The organism is Xanthomonas hortorum (assembly GCF_024339125.1).
Taxonomy (GTDB): Bacteria; Pseudomonadota; Gammaproteobacteria; order Xanthomonadales; family Xanthomonadaceae; genus Xanthomonas; species Xanthomonas hortorum.
Map to the genome: position 1 here is coordinate 5,023,968 of NZ_CP101417.1, position 17,319 is coordinate 5,041,286.

The window sequence follows — 17,319 nt, forward strand, 5'->3', positions numbered from 1 at the left end:
GGCCAGTGGACTCTCATCGCAGAGGTTGGCCACGCGTTGCGGGATTCGCCCCGGCCAGAAACACCTGGGCTTGCCACGCTGCACCTAGCTCAATCATTGGTCGTGATGCCAGTTGGTCGTGATGCCAGAGCGCGGGAGTCTCTATTTCTCTTGGCCAGAGTTCATCCAGCGTCGGCACCTCGCGCAAACGGCCGCCCAGCATCACCGCGTCGATCTTTTGCGCGTTGCGGATATCCAGGCGCGGGTCGGCCTGCAGGATCACCAGATCGGCCAGCTTGCCCGCCTCCAGGCTGCCCAGTTCCGCACCGCGGCCGATGCTGCGCGCACCACCCAGCGTGGCCGCCTGCAATACCTCGGCCGGGGTCATGCCACCCTCCACATGCGCCTGCATTTCCCAGTGCAGACCGGGTCCGGCGATCTCGCCATGCGAGCCCATCGCCACCAGCCCGCCCGCACGCTGGATACGCGCCACATCGCCGGCGATGCGCGGATAAAGCATCAGCGACGGATCGATCCAGCGCTGCGACTGCACCTGCTGCATGGCCACCTCGTACGGGCGCGTTGCGCGGAACGTGGCATCGCCTAGCGGCCGATCGCGGATGACGTAGTTGTTTTGCGCCGCAGGGCCACCGTTGGCGATCATCAGCGTTGCGTCATAACTTGTGCCACTGCGTGCCATCAGCTCGATCACGTCGCGGTACAGCGGTGTTGGCAGTGCGTGTTCGTGCCCGGCATAGCCGTCCATGACTTGATTGAGGTCGAGTTTCAGCGCCAGCGAGCCCTCGCTGGTGGGGCGCATGCCCAGCTCGTGCGCGGCCTGCACCAGCCACTGGCGCTGGCGGCGATTGCCGACCAGATACTGTTTGACGGCGCGTGTGCGGTAGTGGTCGCGATAACGATGAAGCAAGGCGCGCGCCTCATCCAGCGAGGCGATGCGGTTGAACGAGAACATCGCCATGCCGGTGGTCGGCGCGCGCGCACCCACTACCCTCCCGGCATCGACCAGATCCTGGTAGGCCAGCATGTCGATGCTCAGCGACGATGGATCGAAGGCGGTGGTGATCCCGTAAGCCAGTCGCGCGCGCAGGCCCCAAGGCCGCATGTCGAGCAGGTCGCGGCGAAAATCGGCGACGTGGTCGTGCACATCGATCAGGCCCGGAATGATGAAGCGCCCACTGACATCGCGCAGTTGCGCGCCGGCCGGCACTTCCACGCTGCCGCGCGGGCCGATCGCGGCGATGCGTCCATCGCGCACCAGCAGGTCGGCATCGGCAATGACCTCATCGCCACGCTGCGTGAGCGCAGTGGCGCCACGCAGCAGCAGCGTGCCGCTGGCCACATCACGCTGCACGTCCACCCTGGCTTGCACAACCTGCGTGTTCCGCCCTGGCGTTGGCACGTCTGCATCCCAGCCCGGCGCATCGGCAGCATGCAGGGCGATGTCGGCGCGTGCACGGCGGTAGACGCTGGAACCGATCGACCAGGTCATCGTGCGGCCGTCCGCACTCCACCCGAAATAATCCGCGCCAACATCGGTGATGCGCCGATGGCGCATGCCCGGCGCCAGCAGATCGACCGTTGTTCCCTTCGCCGGCACCGGCAGCAGGTGCAACTGCTGGGCGACCTGGGCCAGCAGCCACTGGCCGTCGGGACTGATCCGCAGGTCGTCCACCGAGACGCTGCCGTCCTGGAAGTACCAACCCGGCCCCTTCACCACGATCGGTGCATCGGCAAGGCCGCTGCGCAGATCGATGCCGAGCAGGCCGCCGCTGCCCATCGCGTAAACGCGGTCAACATCCGCACCGAAGTGCAGCGTGCCGCCCAACGTCCCACGATGGAGGATCCTGGCCTGGCCGCCCTGCGCAGACAGCCGTTGCAGCTGCGCCTCACGCACGCTGCCAAACACCATCGAGGCCTGCATGCGTGCCACATTGTCGGAGGCCACCACCAGCACGTCGCGCCCATCACGGGTAAACACCGGGTGGGTGTAGTACGCGCCAGGCCCGCGGCTGAGCTGGCGCGGCGCGGCGCCGCCGGGCGCCAGTGCCCAGACCTGGCCACCCTCCCCGCCTTCCCAGGTGACGTAGGTCAGCGCCTTGCCATCCGGCGCCCAGCTGGGATGGAAGGCCGGCACATCGCCGGTGGGCAGCCGCTTCGGCAGCGCGCCACCTTCCATGTCCATCAGATAGAGCGCGCCCAACGCAGAGAACGCCACCCGCGTGCCGTCCGGCGACACTGCAGGATCCTGGATCAGCCGCGCCTGGACCGGGCCTGTTTCCTGACGGATGTCGGCGCCGGTCAATGGCCCCAGCTCCAGATCGACCGACGCGATGAATCCAATCGCGCGGGGGGGCCTCACGATCCAGCGCGATGCGCTCGAAGCGGCCGTTGCGGCTCAGCAGCAGCGCACGTCCGTCGCGCGTGAAGGCATAGCGCGGCACCAGATCCTGCCAGCTCTGCGCCTGGCTCTGGTCGTGCTCGATCGGGAAGGCAATCCAGCGGTCCTCGCCGGTGGCGAGCGTGCGCAGGCGCAGACCGGTCTGGCCCTGCTGGCGGGTGGCGTAGGCCAGCTGCTTGCCGTCCGGCGAGAGCTGCGGTCTGAAATAGGTACCGGGAAACGGCCGGCGCCCCGGGACACCGGGCACTGGCAAGACCGTCTCTTCCCTGCCGGTGGCCAAGTCGCGTCGCACGATCGACCACAGCTCCAGCTCGGCACTGTCCTTGTCGCCGCTGCGGCGCGCTGCATAGAGCTGCTTGCCATCTGGCGACACCACCGCGCCCAGCGTGCTCTGGTCGCTGCCGGCGCCCTCCGCGCGGACCGGTGCGACCAGGCGTTCGCTGCCATCCAGTCCGTAACGCCACAGCTCGTAATCGTTGACCGACCAGCGGAAGCGGCTGGCGTACAGGGCGCTGCCATCGGGCGCCCAGGCCGGCGACACCAACACGGTATCGTCGTCGCCGAACGTGAGCTGCTGCGCATCGCGGCCATCGGGCCGCATGCGCCACAGGTTTTCCGCACCGCTGCGGTCGCTGACAAAGGCGATCCAGTGTCCGTCCGGCGAAAACGTCGGCTGGCTGTCGAAGCCCAAGCCGCGGCTGATCGCCTTGGCCCGGCCGCCGTCGGCGTCCAGCGTGTACAGATCGCCGAGCAGGTCGAACACCAGCCGGCCATCACGCGGCGACACGTCCAGCCCCATCCAGGTGCCTTCATCGGTCTCGAAGGCGATGCGGCGCGTGGCGCGCAATGGCAGCGTCTGTCCCGGCGCCTGCTGCGGGCGCGGCACGCTGGCCGCCGCGGCTGTACCTGCAGCATCGGCCAGCCACGGCAGCGGCAGGTGCTCGGCGGGATCGTGGGCCAGCGCGGCAGCCGCGGCGATCGATAGACAGCCCATCAGGCCAAGACCGAACCACTGACGCACGCCACGCTCCTTCATCAAGGCGCCACCCTCCTCGGGCGGCGTCGGATCATGCCAGAGGCCTGCGCAGTTGCATTGCGCAGGCCGGTTTCAAGCACGGCTCACAGATCGATCGAGAACGAGACGGTGAACGTGCGCGGCGCGGCCAGGACCAGATAATTCGCACCCGAAGCGCCACCGACCGATGACCAGAAGCTGCGGTCGAAGAGGTTGTCCACGCGCGCACGCACGCTCCAGGCCTTGCCGGCGGCCTGGAACGCATAGCGCGCGCCCAGGTCGACACGCGTCCAGGACGGGATTTCCAGCACGTTGACCGCATCGGCGTATTGACGATCGGTATAGACCGCGCGCCCGTCGAGCGTGAGACCCGGCAGCGCAGCGATATCCCATTCCAGGCCCAGATTGGCCTGTTTTTCCGGCACACCGAGCACGTCGTTGCCTTCGTTCACGCCGCCCTGGGTCTTGTTGTAGCCGGCATCCAGCAACGTGATGCCGCCCAGTGCGCGCAGGCCGTCGATCGGCTGGCCGTAGAAGCTCAGCTCCAGGCCCTGGTTGTGCTGTTCGCCGTCGCTGGTCAGGCGTGCGTTGCTGACCACGGTATTGGGTTGGTTGATGCGGAACAGCGCCGCGGTTGCGCCGTAGCTGCCGGCGTCGTACTTGGCGCCTACTTCGAACTGCTTGGACTTGAACGGCGCCAGCAATTCGCCGGCGTTTTCCAGCGGCGTGCTGCCGGACACGGCGGGCACTTCCTGGCCAGGCAACAGCGCTTCGGCGTAATTGGCATACAGCGACACCGCACGGCCGAACTTGAAGACAACCGCGCCGACCGGGGTCACCACACTGTCACTGTAGCTGCTGAGTCGCGCGCCGGTGTTGTAGTCGTAACCGTACTGCTCCAGCGTCTGGTGGCGTGCGCCCAGGGTCAGCAGGATGCGGCCGTCAGCGAAGGCCAGCGTGTCGGCGATGGCGACGCTGCGGGTCTCGTTCTTGCTGGTGGTCAGCGGCTCGAACAGCACGCCACCGGGGAACAGGCCACCCAGCGGTGCCACCGCCACCGGGTCGTACAGCGTACCGACCTCTGTGCCATAGCTGCCGAATGCAAACGCATTCTTCGAGTCCAGCTTGAAGGCCGACGCCGATGCACTCAGGCGATGACCGACGCGGCCGGTATCGAATGTCGCGCGGATGCCGACATCGCCGGTGGTGACCTTGTCTTCCCGGTAGTTGTCGAAGCGGCCGGTGTTCAAATTGCCGGCGGCATCGGCGTTTGGATTCGCCAGCACATTGTGCTCGTCGCTGTCGCGCATGCCGATCGCCGCCCAGGCCATGACGTTATCGGTCAGGTCGTATTCGGCCCGGATCACGCCGAAGGTGTCGCGCTCTTGGGCGAAGGTCCAAGGCTGGGCGAAGTTGACATCGGCATCGGGTGCGATCGGAATTCCACCCACCGGAGTGATGCTGGGACGCGGACGGTCGGTACGCTGTTCCTGCCAGCCGATGTCGGCCGACAGGCGCAGCCGCTCGCCACGGTAATCCACGCCCAGCGAGCCCATGCCCAGCTCGCGATCCTCATTGGTGGCGTTCTCGCCATCGCGGCGCGCGAGGTTGGCGCGCAGCCCCCAGGCACGGTCCGGGCCGAAGCGGTAGGACGCATCGGCCGCGGCATACACCTGGCCGCCGGTCTCGGTGCCCAGCGTCAGCCGGGTGACGTCGTTCTCGCCCGCGCGCTTGGGCACCAGGTTGAACGCGCCGCCGATCCCGCTGCCGCCGGGCGCGGCGCCGTTGATGAAACTGTTGGCGCCGCGAAACACTTCCACCCGCTCCAGGAACTCGACCGCCACGTATTGACGCGGCAGCAAGCCGTACAGGCCGTTGTAGCTCATGTCGTCGGAGAACACGGGGAATCCGCGCACCACGTACAACTCCTGGAAGTTACCGAACCCACGCGCCACCCGCACCGCCGGATCGTTCTGCACCACGTCGGCCACGCTGCGCGCCTGCTGGTTGCGCATCAACTCGGCGGTGAAGTTCATGCTGTTGAACGGCGTGTCCATCACGTCGAGGTTGCCGAACAGACCGACGCGGCCGCCGGTGGCGACCTGGCCGCCGGCATAGTCGGGCGGCAGCTCGACCTGCGAACCGTCGGCAGTGACGGTCAACGTGTCGAGCGTCTTGGCAGTGTCGAGGGGCGTTGCAGCTTGCTGCGACCAGGCGATCGGCGCGGCACAGCAACAGGCGATGGCAACGGCAAGTCGCGCGCGCGGACGCAGCGACAGGAAATGCGGGACATAGGCGCGCATGCAGGGGACCTGGTCAGCTTGAAGTGAGACGCTGGCTGGGGACGCGGGTTCCCTGGCTGAGTAGCCGTCCAGAAGCACGCAGACGACGGGCAATTATTGCACCTTTCGCTTGGCGCCCCGAGTTGATGACATCGGTGTGGGCAAGACGTTGCGCATCGGCGTTTGGGTTCGGCCTGCCTTGGCTAGACCACCGCGGCTGCACGCCACGGGCATGTACTCAGCGCGCGCGACAGTCCCGCGTCAACAGCAAAAATCCCGGCAGGCGCAAGACCTTACCGGGATTCTGGTGACACAAAGTGCTGTCGAGATTAGAACGGAATATCGTCATCCGCAAAGTCGTCCATCGGCGGCGCGGACTGCTGCTGGGCCGGCTGCTGACGACGCGGGGCATAATCCTGACCGCCGCCCTGACCGCCACCACCGCCGCCACCCTGCTGCTGGCGCGGCGCCTGCGTGCGCTGCGGGCGATCGCCGCTCATGCCACCGCCACCGCCGCCTTCACCACGGCCGCCGAGCATCTGCATTTCGTTGGCGACGATGTCGGTGCTGTACTTTTCCACGCCGTCCTGGCCGGTGTACTTGTCGTAGCGCAACTCGCCTTCGACGTACACCTGCGAGCCCTTGCGCAGGTACTCACCGGCGATTTCGCCCAGCTTTCCGAAGAACACCACGCGGTGCCACTCGGTGCGCTCCTGGTTGTTGCCTTCGCGGTCCTTGCGCATGCTGGTCGTGGCCAGGCTCACGCGGGTGATCGCCATGCCGGCCTGGGTGTACTTGGTGTCGGGATCGTTGCCGAGGTTGCCGACGAGGATGACTTTGTTGATGCCGCGGGCCATAGATATTTCCGAGATGGTGCGCCAGCGCCAGTGGGGCGCGGCGGTGAATGTCTTGGCGCCAATGTTACCGCACTCCCCGCGCCCGACACCGGCGCGTTGGCGCACCTGCGGGCCGGGGAATACCGCGCGGGCAGGTCGGGATCCGGCATCTGCGCGCCATGCCGGCATCAAGCGCCACAAGGGTTTGCGACCGATGTGAAGGCCGGCGACAGCGCCGGCGGGACGGATCTGGCCCAGGCACCTATAATCCACGTACATCACGAACGCCTGCGCATGACCATCGCCGAAGACCTCCCCACCGTTCTGGGCCTGCCCCAGATCCAGTCCCTCGCCGCGCCCGACATGGCTGCGGTGGATGCGTTGATCCGCCGTCGTCTGGCGTCGGACGTCGTGCTGATCAACCAGATTGCCGATCACATCATCTCCGCCGGCGGCAAACGCCTGCGTCCGATGCTGGTGATGCTGGCCGGCCACGCCGCTGGCGGCTCCGGCCCGGAGCACCATCAGTTGGCGGCGATCGTCGAGTTCATCCACACCTCCACGCTGCTGCACGACGATGTGGTGGACGAATCGGATCTGCGTCGCGGCCGCAGCACCGCCAACGCGCTGTGGGGCAATGCGCCCAGCGTATTGGTGGGGGATTTTCTGTATTCGCGCAGCTTCCAGTTGATGGTCGAGCTGGACCGCATGGAAGTCATGCAGATCCTCGCCGACACCACCAACCGCATCGCCGAGGGCGAGGTGTTGCAGCTGCTGCACGTGCACAACCCCGACACCGACGAAGCCGCCTACCTGCGCGTGATCGAGCGCAAGACCGCGGTGCTGTTCGCGGCCGGCACGCGCCTGGGCGCACTGGCCTCGGGCGCGAATGCCGACGTGCAGCAACGCCTGTACGACTACGGCATGCAGTTGGGCTTCGCCTTCCAGATTGCCGACGACGTGCTCGACTATGCCGCCGACGCCAGCGACCTGGGCAAGAACCTGGGCGATGATCTGGCCGAAGGCAAGGCCACGCTGCCGCTGATCCACGCCATGGCGCACTCGGATGCGACCACCAGGGAGCGCTTGCGCCAGATCGTCGAACAAGGCGATGCGAGCGCAATGCCCGAAGTGCTGGCGGCGATCCACGCCACCGGCGGCCTGGACTACAGCCGTCAACGCGCGGCCGAATACGCCGCCGCCGCAGAACAGGCATTGGATGGCTTGCCGGCCAGCTCCGCAGTTGCCGCGCTACGCGGCCTGGCGCGTTATGCGGTGGAACGCACGCATTGATCGAGCGGCGTTGGCGCCGCACCGGTCGCCAGCGCCTTCGTTGAAGAAATCTTCTAGCGCAGGGAATGCGTAGTTGGCTGCGCGCAGGCCCTACAGGCACACGGCGCCAACGCACTCGCCAGAGTGAAGCGGGATGGACGAAACCGCGCCTGGTGCGAATGTTGTGATGCGCTGATCGGCACCTGATCGGCGCCGATTGAACCTACTGCACACCCAATCCAGGAATCGCACTGATCGTGGCCGGATCGAACCCCGCCAGCTGTGCGAAGTGCCGGCCGCGCGCGACGTAATCGCGATACGCGCCGAAGCTGGGCGCCCCTGGCGACAGCAACACCACCCCGCCCTGCTCGCCCAGCGCATCGCGCGCCAACTGCATGGCGTGCTCCAGATCGTTGGCAGCATGCAAACCGAAGCGACCGGCTTCCGCCAACGGGGCCAGCAGCGCATGGATACGCGGCCCGTTGGCTCCCATGGTCACGATTTCCAGCGGCGCCTGCTGCGCCATCTGTTCGGCAAAATCGTGCCAATCCAGACCTCGATCGTGCCCGCCGAGCAGCAAGGCCACACGACGTTGCGCAAAGCACGCCAGCGCCGCCAACGAGGCATGCGGCGTAGTGCTGATCGAGTCGTTGACGTAGCTGATGCCATCCACGCTGCCAAGCAACTGCAAGCGATTCGGCAATGGGCGAAACCTCAGTGCGGCCGGTGCCAGTGCTGCAGCGTCCAGACCCAACGCTTCCACGGCCGCCAGCACAGCACACAGATTGCGCCGATTGTGTTCGCCCGGCAGCGGTACGTCGGCGGTATCGAAGATGGCCTGTTCGCCGCGATAGACCACATCGCCACGCAGATGCCAGCCATCGGGATGGTTGAACCAGCGCACGTCGCTGTCGGGCAGTTGTAAATCGACAAGATGCGGGTCGGCGGCGTTGAGCAAGACAATGCGCGGGCGGCCCTCGGTCACCAGCGACAGCTTGTCGCGCACATAGCGCGCCTCGTCGCCATGCCAGTCCAGATGCTCCGGGAACAGGTTCAACACCAGCGCAAGTTCCGGACGCGCGCCGCTGCGCCCGACTTCGCCGGTCTGGTAACTGGACAACTCGATCGCCCAATACGCTGGCGGCGGCTGTGGCGCCAACACTTCCAGCAGCGGCTGACCGATGTTGCCGACCAAAGCGGTGCGATGCCCGGCCGCGCGCAGCAGATGCGCCAGCAACGCGGTGGTGGTGCTCTTGCCTTTGGTTCCGGTGACGCAAATGGCGCCGGGCACATAGCCGTCAGGCTGCGCATGTTCGGCGAACCATAATGCGGTGCCGCCGATAAACTGCGTGCCGGACTCGGCTGCCGCGGTTTGCGCTTGCGCGCCATACGGGCTGATGCCGGGCGATTTCACCACGATGTCGAACCGGCCCAGCGCCTGCGCGCTGGCATCGGTTTCTACATGCAACGCGGGGTCTGCCAGCGCATCGAGCTCGCGCGCCTCTTCAGCGTTGCAGAACACCGTCAGCGATTGCGTGGGGAGCACGGCGCGCAGCGCGCGATATGCCGCGCGCCCTTCACGTCCCCAGCCCCATAACGCAACCGCCCTGCCCTCAAGCTGCGAAATTCGCACGCACGCGCTCCCACAGCGCCGACGGAATACGGTGCTCGCCATCGATGGCCATCAACGGCTCCAGCTGCAGCTCCTGCTGGTCCAGTTGCGGCTGGATCTCACGGCTGAAGCGCATCACCAACGCGTCTTCCTTCCACTCGGCACGGCTGGCCAGCACCGCCATCGCCGCGCGCGATTCGCGGCCTTCGCCGACGCATTCGAACGGCTTGTGATCCTGGAATTCCAGCAGCGCATCGTAGCCGCCGGCCTGCGCGGGATCGTCGAGCAGGTTGCGCCCGAAGATACTGACCAGGCGCGTCTTCGGCATGAACGGGGCCAACGCCAGAAACACGAAATGGCACTTGGGGCACACCCCGCACCAGCGATGCACCGGGCGCTCGCCCATGATGTGGAAGTTGCGGTTGCAGCTGGAAAAATGCGCGTCGTAGTGGTCGGTCTTGGCGAACTGACGCGCCACCGCCAACTCCGACAACGGCCGCAGCAACGAGTAATAACGCAGATCCGCCGCAACATGCCGCTGCACGTAATCGCCGAACGCCTGCTCGAACGCCCAGCCCTTGGACCACTGGTGATTGACCTCGCCGGTGCCGGGAATCTGGCTGCCGTAACTGGCCGAACGCTCGTTGGAGAACACCACCTGATCCACGCCATTGAGCAACGCAGCCAGCACAAGAATCGCCGAGTTCACCGCAGTGACCGGAATATGCCCGTTCCACGCGCCCTGGCGATTGAGTTCGAACAGCTCCGATGCCAGCACGCGGCCGATATTGAGCACCGGCAAACCGGTGCGCTCGGCGCAGGCGCGGATCAGCTGCGAGCCGCCGATCCAGCTCACGGTCTGCTCGATGCCGGCATGCCGCAGCGCTTCGATACTGACCAGCGAATCCTTGCCGCCACCGATCGCGACCAAGGCATGCTCGCGCAGGCCGATCGCAGGCGCATCGCCAGCAGTTTGTGTGCCGACCGGAAAGTTGATCTTGCCGTGCAGGTTCAAGCCATTGCGATAGGCGAACTCGCCCAATCCATGCAGATAGACGCTCTCCACCAGCGCAGCGGTGTCGGCATCGATCGCATACTCATCGATCTGGATGGTCGGCGGCACGGCAGCCTTGAAGTAACTCACGCCCGCGATGAGATGCAGGATGCGCAGCGCTTGCTGCACGGCAGTGGCGTGCGCACCGTCCAGCGCGAACGGTGCGCCCGGCACCGCGACGGTCTCGACCAGCTCCGGGCCTTGATCGAAGGCGTACACCAGCGTCGCTACGCCGGTCTGCGCATCCAGTGCGCAACGCACGAAACGAAAGGTGGAAATCTGGTGTTTGTCGAAAGCGCTCATGGACTACCTGCAGGAACACGTACGCGACGCAGATAACGTCGGCACAGGACATATTCAATCATGGAAAACGGCACCGCGGCCCACAGCAGCGGCAGGCAACCGAACAGCACCGCCAGCAACAGCACATCCAGACGTCCGGCCGTTGCACCGCCAGACACCGCGAAGGCAACGGCAAGATACAGCGCCACCGCCGGCACATAGCTCAGCGCACTCAACAGCACCGTGCGCACCGCCATCCCACCACTGCGACGCGTGGGAATCGGCGCATCGCCTCGACGTTGCCAACGCAAGGCCAACCACGCACCGATACCGGCGGCGACCAGCGCGGGCAGCGCCCATTTGAACGTATCGGACCACAGCATGCCAAAGCTCAGTTGTTGGAGCGCGGTGGCGAACATCATCGCAACGCCACCGGCCAGCGTGCTGAGCGCGATGAACTCAGCCTGCGGGCGCATCGATCACCTCTTCGCGCGGCAATTCGCGCTGGTTGTAGGTGCTGGCCATCGAATACCCGTAGGCACCGCTATCGGCCACCAGCATCACATCGCCCGGCGCGGTGGCGGCAGGCAGACGACGGCGCTTGCCGAATACATCGGAGGATTCGCAGATCGGCCCGACGACATCGAAGACTCCATCGGCAGGCGCGTCCAGCTGGCTGAGGTTTTCGATGTCGTGCCAGGCGTCATACAGCGCAGGGCGAATCAGCGTGTTCATGCCCGCATCCAGACCCACGCGCTGCACGCCGTCCTTTTCGATCACCTGGGTCACCTGCGCCAGCAACACGCCGGCTTCGGCCACCAGATAACGGCCCGGCTCGATCGCTAGCCGATAGCCCGGATGCACGGCCTTGACCTCGGCCAGGCCCTTGGCCCACAGCTCCAGATCGAACGGTTCGTCCTCGGCGCTGTACGGAATCGGCAGGCCGCCACCGATGTCGATGGTTTCCACCGTGCCGATGCGGCGCGCAAAGCCGGCCAGTTCGTCGTACATCATCCGCCAGTGCTCGCCGGTTTCCACACCGCTGCCCAGGTGCGCATGCACACCGGTGATGGTGACCTCGAGCGTGCGCGCCACTTCCACAAACTCGTCCACGCGTGTGGACGACAACCCGAACTTGGAGGCCTTGCCGCCGGTGTTGACCTTCTCGTGATGCCCGTCGCCATGGCCCAGGTCGATACGCAGCCACACGTTGCGGCCACGAAACACCTCCGGCCAGCGCCGCAATGCTTCGACGTTGTCCACGGTGACGGTCACGCCCAGAGCGAAGCCGGCTTCGTATTCGGCCTTGGGCGCAAAGCTCGGCGTAAACAACACGCGCCGCGGCGACAGCTCGGGCAAGGTGTCGAACACGCGGCGCAACTCACCCTGCGAGACGCATTCCAGCCCGAAACCGGCCTGCTCCAGCGCCATCAAGATCGCCGGATGCGCATTGGCCTTGATCGCGTAATAGCGCTGGTCCACTGCAGCAATCTGCGCCAGTGCATGCGCCCGCGCACGCACCGTGGGCAGGTGATACACGTAACGCGGCGTACCGGCCTTGGACAGCGACAACAGATGCGCGCGCTCGGCATGCCACCACGGTGTGGGCCGCGGGCGCACCGAGCCGATGATCTCGCGCCAACGCGGGCCGAACACTTCGCCTTCGCTCACCGGCATCGCGCCACTGTCGATCAACTCCGCATGCAGGATCGGCAGCAGGCCATCGGCATCGGCTTCGTCGATGACGAAGGTCAGGTTCAAGTCGTTGGACGACTGCGAAATCATGTGCACGCGTTCCTGCCCGAACGTGGCCCACACGTCCGACAGCTTGTGCAGCAGCGAGCGCATGCCGCGCCCGACCAGGGTGATCGCCGCGCAAGGAACAATGATCTTGACCTTGCAGATCTGCGACAGATCGGCCGACAGCGCCGCCAGCACATCGGTGTTGACCAGGTTCTCGGACGGGTCCAGCGACACGGTGACATTGGTCTCGGCCGAACCGATCAGATCCACCGACAAGCCATGCTTCTTGAACAGCGTGAATACATCGGCCAGAAAGCCGACCTGCTGCCACATTCCGATGCCTTCCATCGACACCAGCACGATCCCGTTGCGGCGGCTGATTGCCTTGACGCCCAACACCGGCTCGGCATTGCCGTCGATGCTGGTGCCCGGTAGATCTGGGCGCTCGGTGTCCAGGATCGCCATCGGCACGCCGGAATCGCGGCACGGCTTGATCGAGCGCGGATGCAGCACCTTGGCACCGGTGGTGGCGATTTCCTGCGCCTCGTAATAGTCCAGGCGGGTCAGCAGCCGCGCATCCGGCACCTCTTTGGGATTGGCGCTGAACATGCCGGGCACGTCGGTCCAGATTTCCACCCGGCTGGCGCCAAGCAGCGCACCGAAATACGCGGCCGAAGTATCCGAACCGCCACGCCCCAGAATCGCGGTGCCGCCATCGGCGTGCCGCGAAATGAAGCCTTGGGTGATCAGCAGGCGCGTGGGCTGCGCATCGAAGCGCGCGCGCCAGTGCGCATCGGACTGCCACTGGCAGGACACCGACAAACGCTTGGACCATTCGCTCTGATTGGGCTGCGGCGGCAATGCCGACAGCCACTGGCGCGCATCCAGCCAGCCCATGTCCAGGCCATTGGCGTGCAGATAGGCCGCACCGATGGTGGAGGACAGCAACTCGCCCTGCCCCAGCACCTCGGCTTGCCAGTCCAGCGTGCGTGTTGCCGCGCGCGCATCGCCCAGCAACGCATGCAGTGCGGCGAGTCGCTCGCCCAGCACCGCATCGGCGTCCAGTTCCAGCTCGGCCAGGAATTCGCGATGACGCTGCTCCAGCGCGACCACGCGCTGCGCGCTGTCGGCGGCGCCATCGGCGATCGCTGTGAGTTCGTTGGTCACGCCCGACAGCGCGGACACCACCACCAGCACGCGGCCGCCGGTCTCGTTCGCCCGTTTGCTCGCCAGTGTTCCAATCGTGTCCCAGCGATGACGACGCGACACCGAGGTGCCGCCGAACTTGAGGACGATCCAACGATCGGTAGTGTGGGGAGCTGACATTGAGATAGGCGTTTAGAATGGGGGAAAGATGCCCGGTACGCCGGGCGGAACCTCCGATTCTACTGCCAATATCGCCCGCATGACCCCGAGTGCGATCACAGCATGCCGAGCGCCGCGCCCACTGCCGTAACGGTTTGTGCTGCAACCATCGCCGCGCATTACATCGATCGAGATTCACCACCATGAGCAAGTACCGCTACCTGCAACTGGATGTCTTCGGCGGCCAACACGGCAACGGCAATCCGTTGGGCGTGGTCCTCAACGCGCAGACGTTGTCGTCCGCGCAGATGCAGCAGATTGCCGCGTGGCTGAACCTGTCGGAGACGATCTTTTTCCTGCCGGTCAGCGCGCCCGATGCGGACTACCACATCCGCATCTTCACGCCGCGCGCCGAGCTGCCATTCGCCGGCCACCCCAGCGTGGGTGCGGCATGGGCCGCGGCAACGCACGGGCTGGTCGCGTTCAAGCCGGATGGCTTTATGCGCCAGCAATGCGCGGCGGGCGTGTTGCCGGTGCAGGTGATGGACCGGCATGGCGCGCTGCTGGTGCGGCTGCGGGCACCGCGCGCGCGGGCGATCGCGACCGGCGAGGTGCACGCCGCAGCGTTGCGCGCAGCCTGCACGGGATTGCGTGTGGCCGAACACCCGCCAGCGCTGTGGAACAACGGCCCGAACTGGTGGCTGCTGGAACTGGCCGATGCGCAAGCGGTGCGCCAGGCGCAACCCGATCTGGCCGCCATCACCCACCTCACCCAGGCCAGCGCAGCCACCGGGCTGGCCATTTACGCGCCGGATCCCCATGGCGACGCCGACCTGGTGGTGCGCGCATTCTGCCCGGGCGACGGCATTCCGGAAGATCCGGTCACCGGCAGCGCCAACGCCTGCATTGCCGCGCGCCTGCACGGCGAAGGTCGCTTGCCGGGCACCGGGTCGCGCTATGTCGCCAGCCAGGGCCGCGAGGTCGGCCGCGATGGGCGCGTCCACATCGACGTCGATGACGAAGGCGAAGTGTGGATTGGCGGAACGACGCGACAAGTGATCGACGGTCGTATCGATTGGTAAGCTGCCGCGCCCTGTCCGCAGATCAGCCACCATGACCACCCGCCGTTTCCTGCAACTGGATGTGTTCTCCGCCCGCCCCGGCAGCGGCAATCCGCTGGCCGTGGTGCTCGATGCCGAAGGCCTGGACGATGCGGCGATGCAGGCGATCGCACGCTGGACCAAGCTGCCGGAAACCACCTTCGTGTTTGCGGCACCGGATGCGCACAGCAGTTATCGGCTGCGCATGTTTTCGCCGCACAAAGAAGTGCCGTTTGCCGGCCACCCCAGCGTCGGCACCGCGCATGCGGTGCTGGAGGCCGGCCTGGCCGCGCCGCACGACGGCGTGCTGATCCAGGACGGTATCGCCGGCCAGTTGCCGCTGCGCGTGGAGCAGATCGACGATCACCGCAGCATCGCCATCCGCACCCCGCGCGCGCGCGTGGCCGAGCAGGTGCAGGCCGACGACCCGCGCCTGCGCGATGCCTTGCGCGGCTGGCCGCTCGGCAGCCTGCCGCCTGCACTGATGGACGGCGGCCGCACCTGGTGGGTGGTGGAGCTGGCCAGCGAGGCCGCGCTGCGTGGTCTGCAACCGGAGTGGGAGGCGATCGCTGGGCTGGCCGAATCCACCGGCAGCATGGGCGTGTTCGCCTACGCGCGCGCCACCGCGCCGGGCGCCTACGACCTCGCCGTCCGTGCCTTCGTCGGCAACGGCCGCCGCTTCGAAGACGCCGCTTCCGGCGCGGCCAATGCGGTGCTCGCCGCATGGCTCGACAGCCGCCAGGCATTGCCGGGCAAGGCGCGACGCTATGTGGTCAGCCAGGGCCGCGAAATCGGCTTCGATGCCTTGCTGGAATTGCGCATCGATGCCGATGGCGATGTGTGGTCCGGCGGCCAGGTGCAGACGGTGATTCGCGGGACGCTGGATTGGGCTTGATTGTTTGATCGAGCGATCGCACACGGAACTGCATGCGGACTGTGGTTTGCACAATAAAAAAACGCTGCGAGCGATCGCAGCGTTTTTGTTTTCGACAACGCAGCGTCCGTCAATCGACACACACCACGCCTTCTCGCACCGGTCAGTCGGGACGCACGTCCACGCGCACGCGGATGCGATCGCCAGGGTTGTAGTCGCTACGCGTGTGGTAGGTGCGGCCGGCATATTCGTATGTCACATCGTAACCTTCCACACGATCGCTCTCGCGACGGTAGGACACCGGCTCGCACACGCTGACGTTGCCTTGGTAATTGCGATTGTTGGCCTCGTAGATCGAGCGGCCTGCCGCAACACCGGCCATGGTGCCGACCGCAGTACCGACCAAGCGGCCATTGCCGCCGCCAACCTGGCTGCCGAGCACCGCACCGGCGATACCGCCGATCACGCTGGCCACACCGCGATTGGACACGCCCGATTGGCCATAACCGCCGCCATCGCGATAGTAGCCATCGTTGCTGGTGTAGTAGCCGTTGGAAGGGCGGTTGTAGCAGCGTTCGCTGCTGCGTTCGTTATACGAATCGGTCACGATGATCGGATCGACACGCACCACGCGTGCGTATTCGTAACGACCGTCCTCATACCCACTGCGACCGCCATCGCGGTAGCCGCTGTCATAGCGCTGCGCCGTTGCGTTGCCCGCAACCGCCAGACCCATCACCAGAGCACCAAGCACAAGAGTTTTCATCGCGGCACTTCTACAGGGAGGACACGCTGCCGATGCTCGGCCTGCGCCAGTGAAACCGCCCTGAACCAGACCGGCCCTGCAAAGCCCTATTCAGGTTGCCGCCAGCTGCGTGCGCCGGCATGCAACACCGGCGCAGCGCAGCCTTGTATGCATCAGCTAGAAAATTCGGTTTCCAGGCTGATCGGCACCGCGCTCAGGGCCTTGGACACCGGGCAATTCTTCTTGGCGACATCGGCCAGTTCGCGGAACTTGGCTTCATCGATCCCCGGCACCACGGCCTTGAGCTTGAGCCGGATCTGCGACAGCTGCGGGCCGCCCTCCATCGACAGATCCACGTCGGCGCGCGTATCCAGCGAGGTCGGCGGAAAGCCGGCTTCGGTCAGCTGTGCCGACAGCGCCATGGTGAAGCAGCCGGCATGTGCGGCCGCGATGAGTTCTTCCGGATTGGTGCCCTTCTCGTCGCCGAAGCGGCTGCTGAAGGCATAGCGCGTGTTTTCCAGCAAACCACTCTGCGGCGTGCTGAGCTGGCCCTTGCCGGTCTTGAGGTCGCCTTCCCAGTGAGCGGTGGCGTGACGTGAAATACCCATTGCGATCTCCTGCGATGAAAGGAGCTGCCACGATAGGCCAGTGGGTGTTACGGCTTGGTGCCGGGATTGGGGATTGGGGATTCGCAAAGGCGAAGCGCGCTGCGCGATCTTGGCAGCAAGGTTCTAGGTACTTGCGATGCCTATCCGAGCAACGACCGCGCACTACTATGGCTACGCGGTCGCATTGCTGCGT

13 protein-coding genes are annotated in these 17,319 nt (G+C 66.1%); 3 read left to right on the forward strand and 10 right to left on the reverse strand.

Annotated elements, in window-relative coordinates:
- Nucleotides 1-13 precede the first annotated feature (13 nt).
- The 4 genes from NMB96_RS23455 to NMB96_RS21640 all read right to left on the reverse strand — a co-directional run bounded on the left by NMB96_RS23455 (nucleotide 14) and on the right by NMB96_RS21640 (nucleotide 6,552).
- On the reverse strand, nucleotides 14-1,921 hold the full coding sequence (locus NMB96_RS23455; protein WP_343237638.1) for an amidohydrolase family protein: 1,908 nt from the start codon (nucleotides 1,919-1,921) through the stop codon (nucleotides 14-16).
- A gap of 43 nt (nucleotides 1,922-1,964) precedes the next feature.
- A complete protein-coding gene (locus NMB96_RS21630) occupies nucleotides 1,965-3,434 on the reverse strand; it encodes a TolB family protein (protein WP_255085676.1) in 1,470 nt (489 codons plus the stop codon).
- An 83-nt stretch (nucleotides 3,435-3,517) separates the two neighbouring features.
- The gene (locus NMB96_RS21635; protein ID WP_255085677.1) at nucleotides 3,518-5,716 is read right to left on the reverse strand and encodes a TonB-dependent receptor; all 2,199 of its coding nucleotides are present in this window, start codon (nucleotides 5,714-5,716) and stop codon (nucleotides 3,518-3,520) included.
- Nucleotides 5,717-6,024: 308 nt separating this feature from the next.
- Complete coding sequence (locus tag NMB96_RS21640; RefSeq protein WP_255085678.1) at nucleotides 6,025-6,552, reverse strand: single-stranded DNA-binding protein; 528 nt, start codon at nucleotides 6,550-6,552, stop codon at nucleotides 6,025-6,027.
- A gap of 273 nt (nucleotides 6,553-6,825) precedes the next feature.
- On the opposite strand from NMB96_RS21640, the gene NMB96_RS21645 reads away from it, so the two are divergent.
- Nucleotides 6,826-7,824: a polyprenyl synthetase family protein gene (locus NMB96_RS21645; RefSeq protein WP_043889330.1), complete on the forward strand. Its 999-nt coding sequence runs from the start codon at nucleotides 6,826-6,828 to the stop codon at nucleotides 7,822-7,824.
- Between the two features lie 202 nt (nucleotides 7,825-8,026).
- Here the strand turns inward: NMB96_RS21645 and murD are convergent, their stop codons facing one another.
- Genes murD through NMB96_RS21665 form a run of 4 tightly spaced genes read right to left on the reverse strand, consistent with a single transcriptional unit; the run spans nucleotide 8,027 to nucleotide 13,820 of the window.
- The gene (murD, locus tag NMB96_RS21650) at nucleotides 8,027-9,436 is read right to left on the reverse strand and encodes a UDP-N-acetylmuramoyl-L-alanine--D-glutamate ligase (protein ID WP_255085679.1); all 1,410 of its coding nucleotides are present in this window, start codon (nucleotides 9,434-9,436) and stop codon (nucleotides 8,027-8,029) included.
- Nucleotides 9,417-10,772, reverse strand: a complete 1,356-nt coding sequence (gene murL / locus NMB96_RS21655) for a UDP-N-acetyl-alpha-D-muramoyl-L-alanyl-L-glutamate epimerase (RefSeq protein ID WP_255085681.1) — start codon at nucleotides 10,770-10,772, stop codon at nucleotides 9,417-9,419. The genes murD and murL overlap by 20 nt, the downstream gene beginning before the upstream one ends.
- The gene (locus NMB96_RS21660) at nucleotides 10,769-11,227 is read right to left on the reverse strand and encodes a hypothetical protein (RefSeq protein ID WP_255085682.1); all 459 of its coding nucleotides are present in this window, start codon (nucleotides 11,225-11,227) and stop codon (nucleotides 10,769-10,771) included. Before NMB96_RS21660 ends, murL begins: the two co-directional genes overlap by 4 nt.
- Nucleotides 11,211-13,820: a bifunctional aspartate kinase/diaminopimelate decarboxylase gene (locus NMB96_RS21665; RefSeq protein ID WP_255085683.1), complete on the reverse strand. Its 2,610-nt coding sequence runs from the start codon at nucleotides 13,818-13,820 to the stop codon at nucleotides 11,211-11,213. Before NMB96_RS21665 ends, NMB96_RS21660 begins: the two co-directional genes overlap by 17 nt.
- Before the next feature lie 182 nt (nucleotides 13,821-14,002).
- Here NMB96_RS21665 and NMB96_RS21670 point away from each other — a divergent pair, with 182 nt between their 5' ends.
- Together NMB96_RS21670 and NMB96_RS21675 are read left to right on the forward strand one after the other, a co-directional pair.
- Complete coding sequence (locus tag NMB96_RS21670; RefSeq protein WP_255085685.1) at nucleotides 14,003-14,881, forward strand: PhzF family phenazine biosynthesis protein; 879 nt, start codon at nucleotides 14,003-14,005, stop codon at nucleotides 14,879-14,881.
- 31 nt (nucleotides 14,882-14,912) lie between these two features.
- Nucleotides 14,913-15,794, forward strand: coding sequence for a PhzF family phenazine biosynthesis protein (locus NMB96_RS21675; RefSeq protein ID WP_023904599.1), 882 nt, complete (start codon nucleotides 14,913-14,915; stop codon nucleotides 15,792-15,794).
- Between the two features lie 142 nt (nucleotides 15,795-15,936).
- Here NMB96_RS21675 and NMB96_RS21680 read toward each other — a convergent pair whose 3' ends face one another.
- Both NMB96_RS21680 and NMB96_RS21685 read right to left on the reverse strand, forming a co-directional pair.
- A complete protein-coding gene (locus tag NMB96_RS21680; protein WP_074057700.1) occupies nucleotides 15,937-16,539 on the reverse strand; it encodes a glycine zipper 2TM domain-containing protein in 603 nt (200 codons plus the stop codon).
- A gap of 152 nt (nucleotides 16,540-16,691) precedes the next feature.
- Nucleotides 16,692-17,126, reverse strand: coding sequence for an OsmC family protein (locus NMB96_RS21685; protein WP_006448877.1), 435 nt, complete (start codon nucleotides 17,124-17,126; stop codon nucleotides 16,692-16,694).
- Nucleotides 17,127-17,319: the final 193 nt, after the last annotated feature.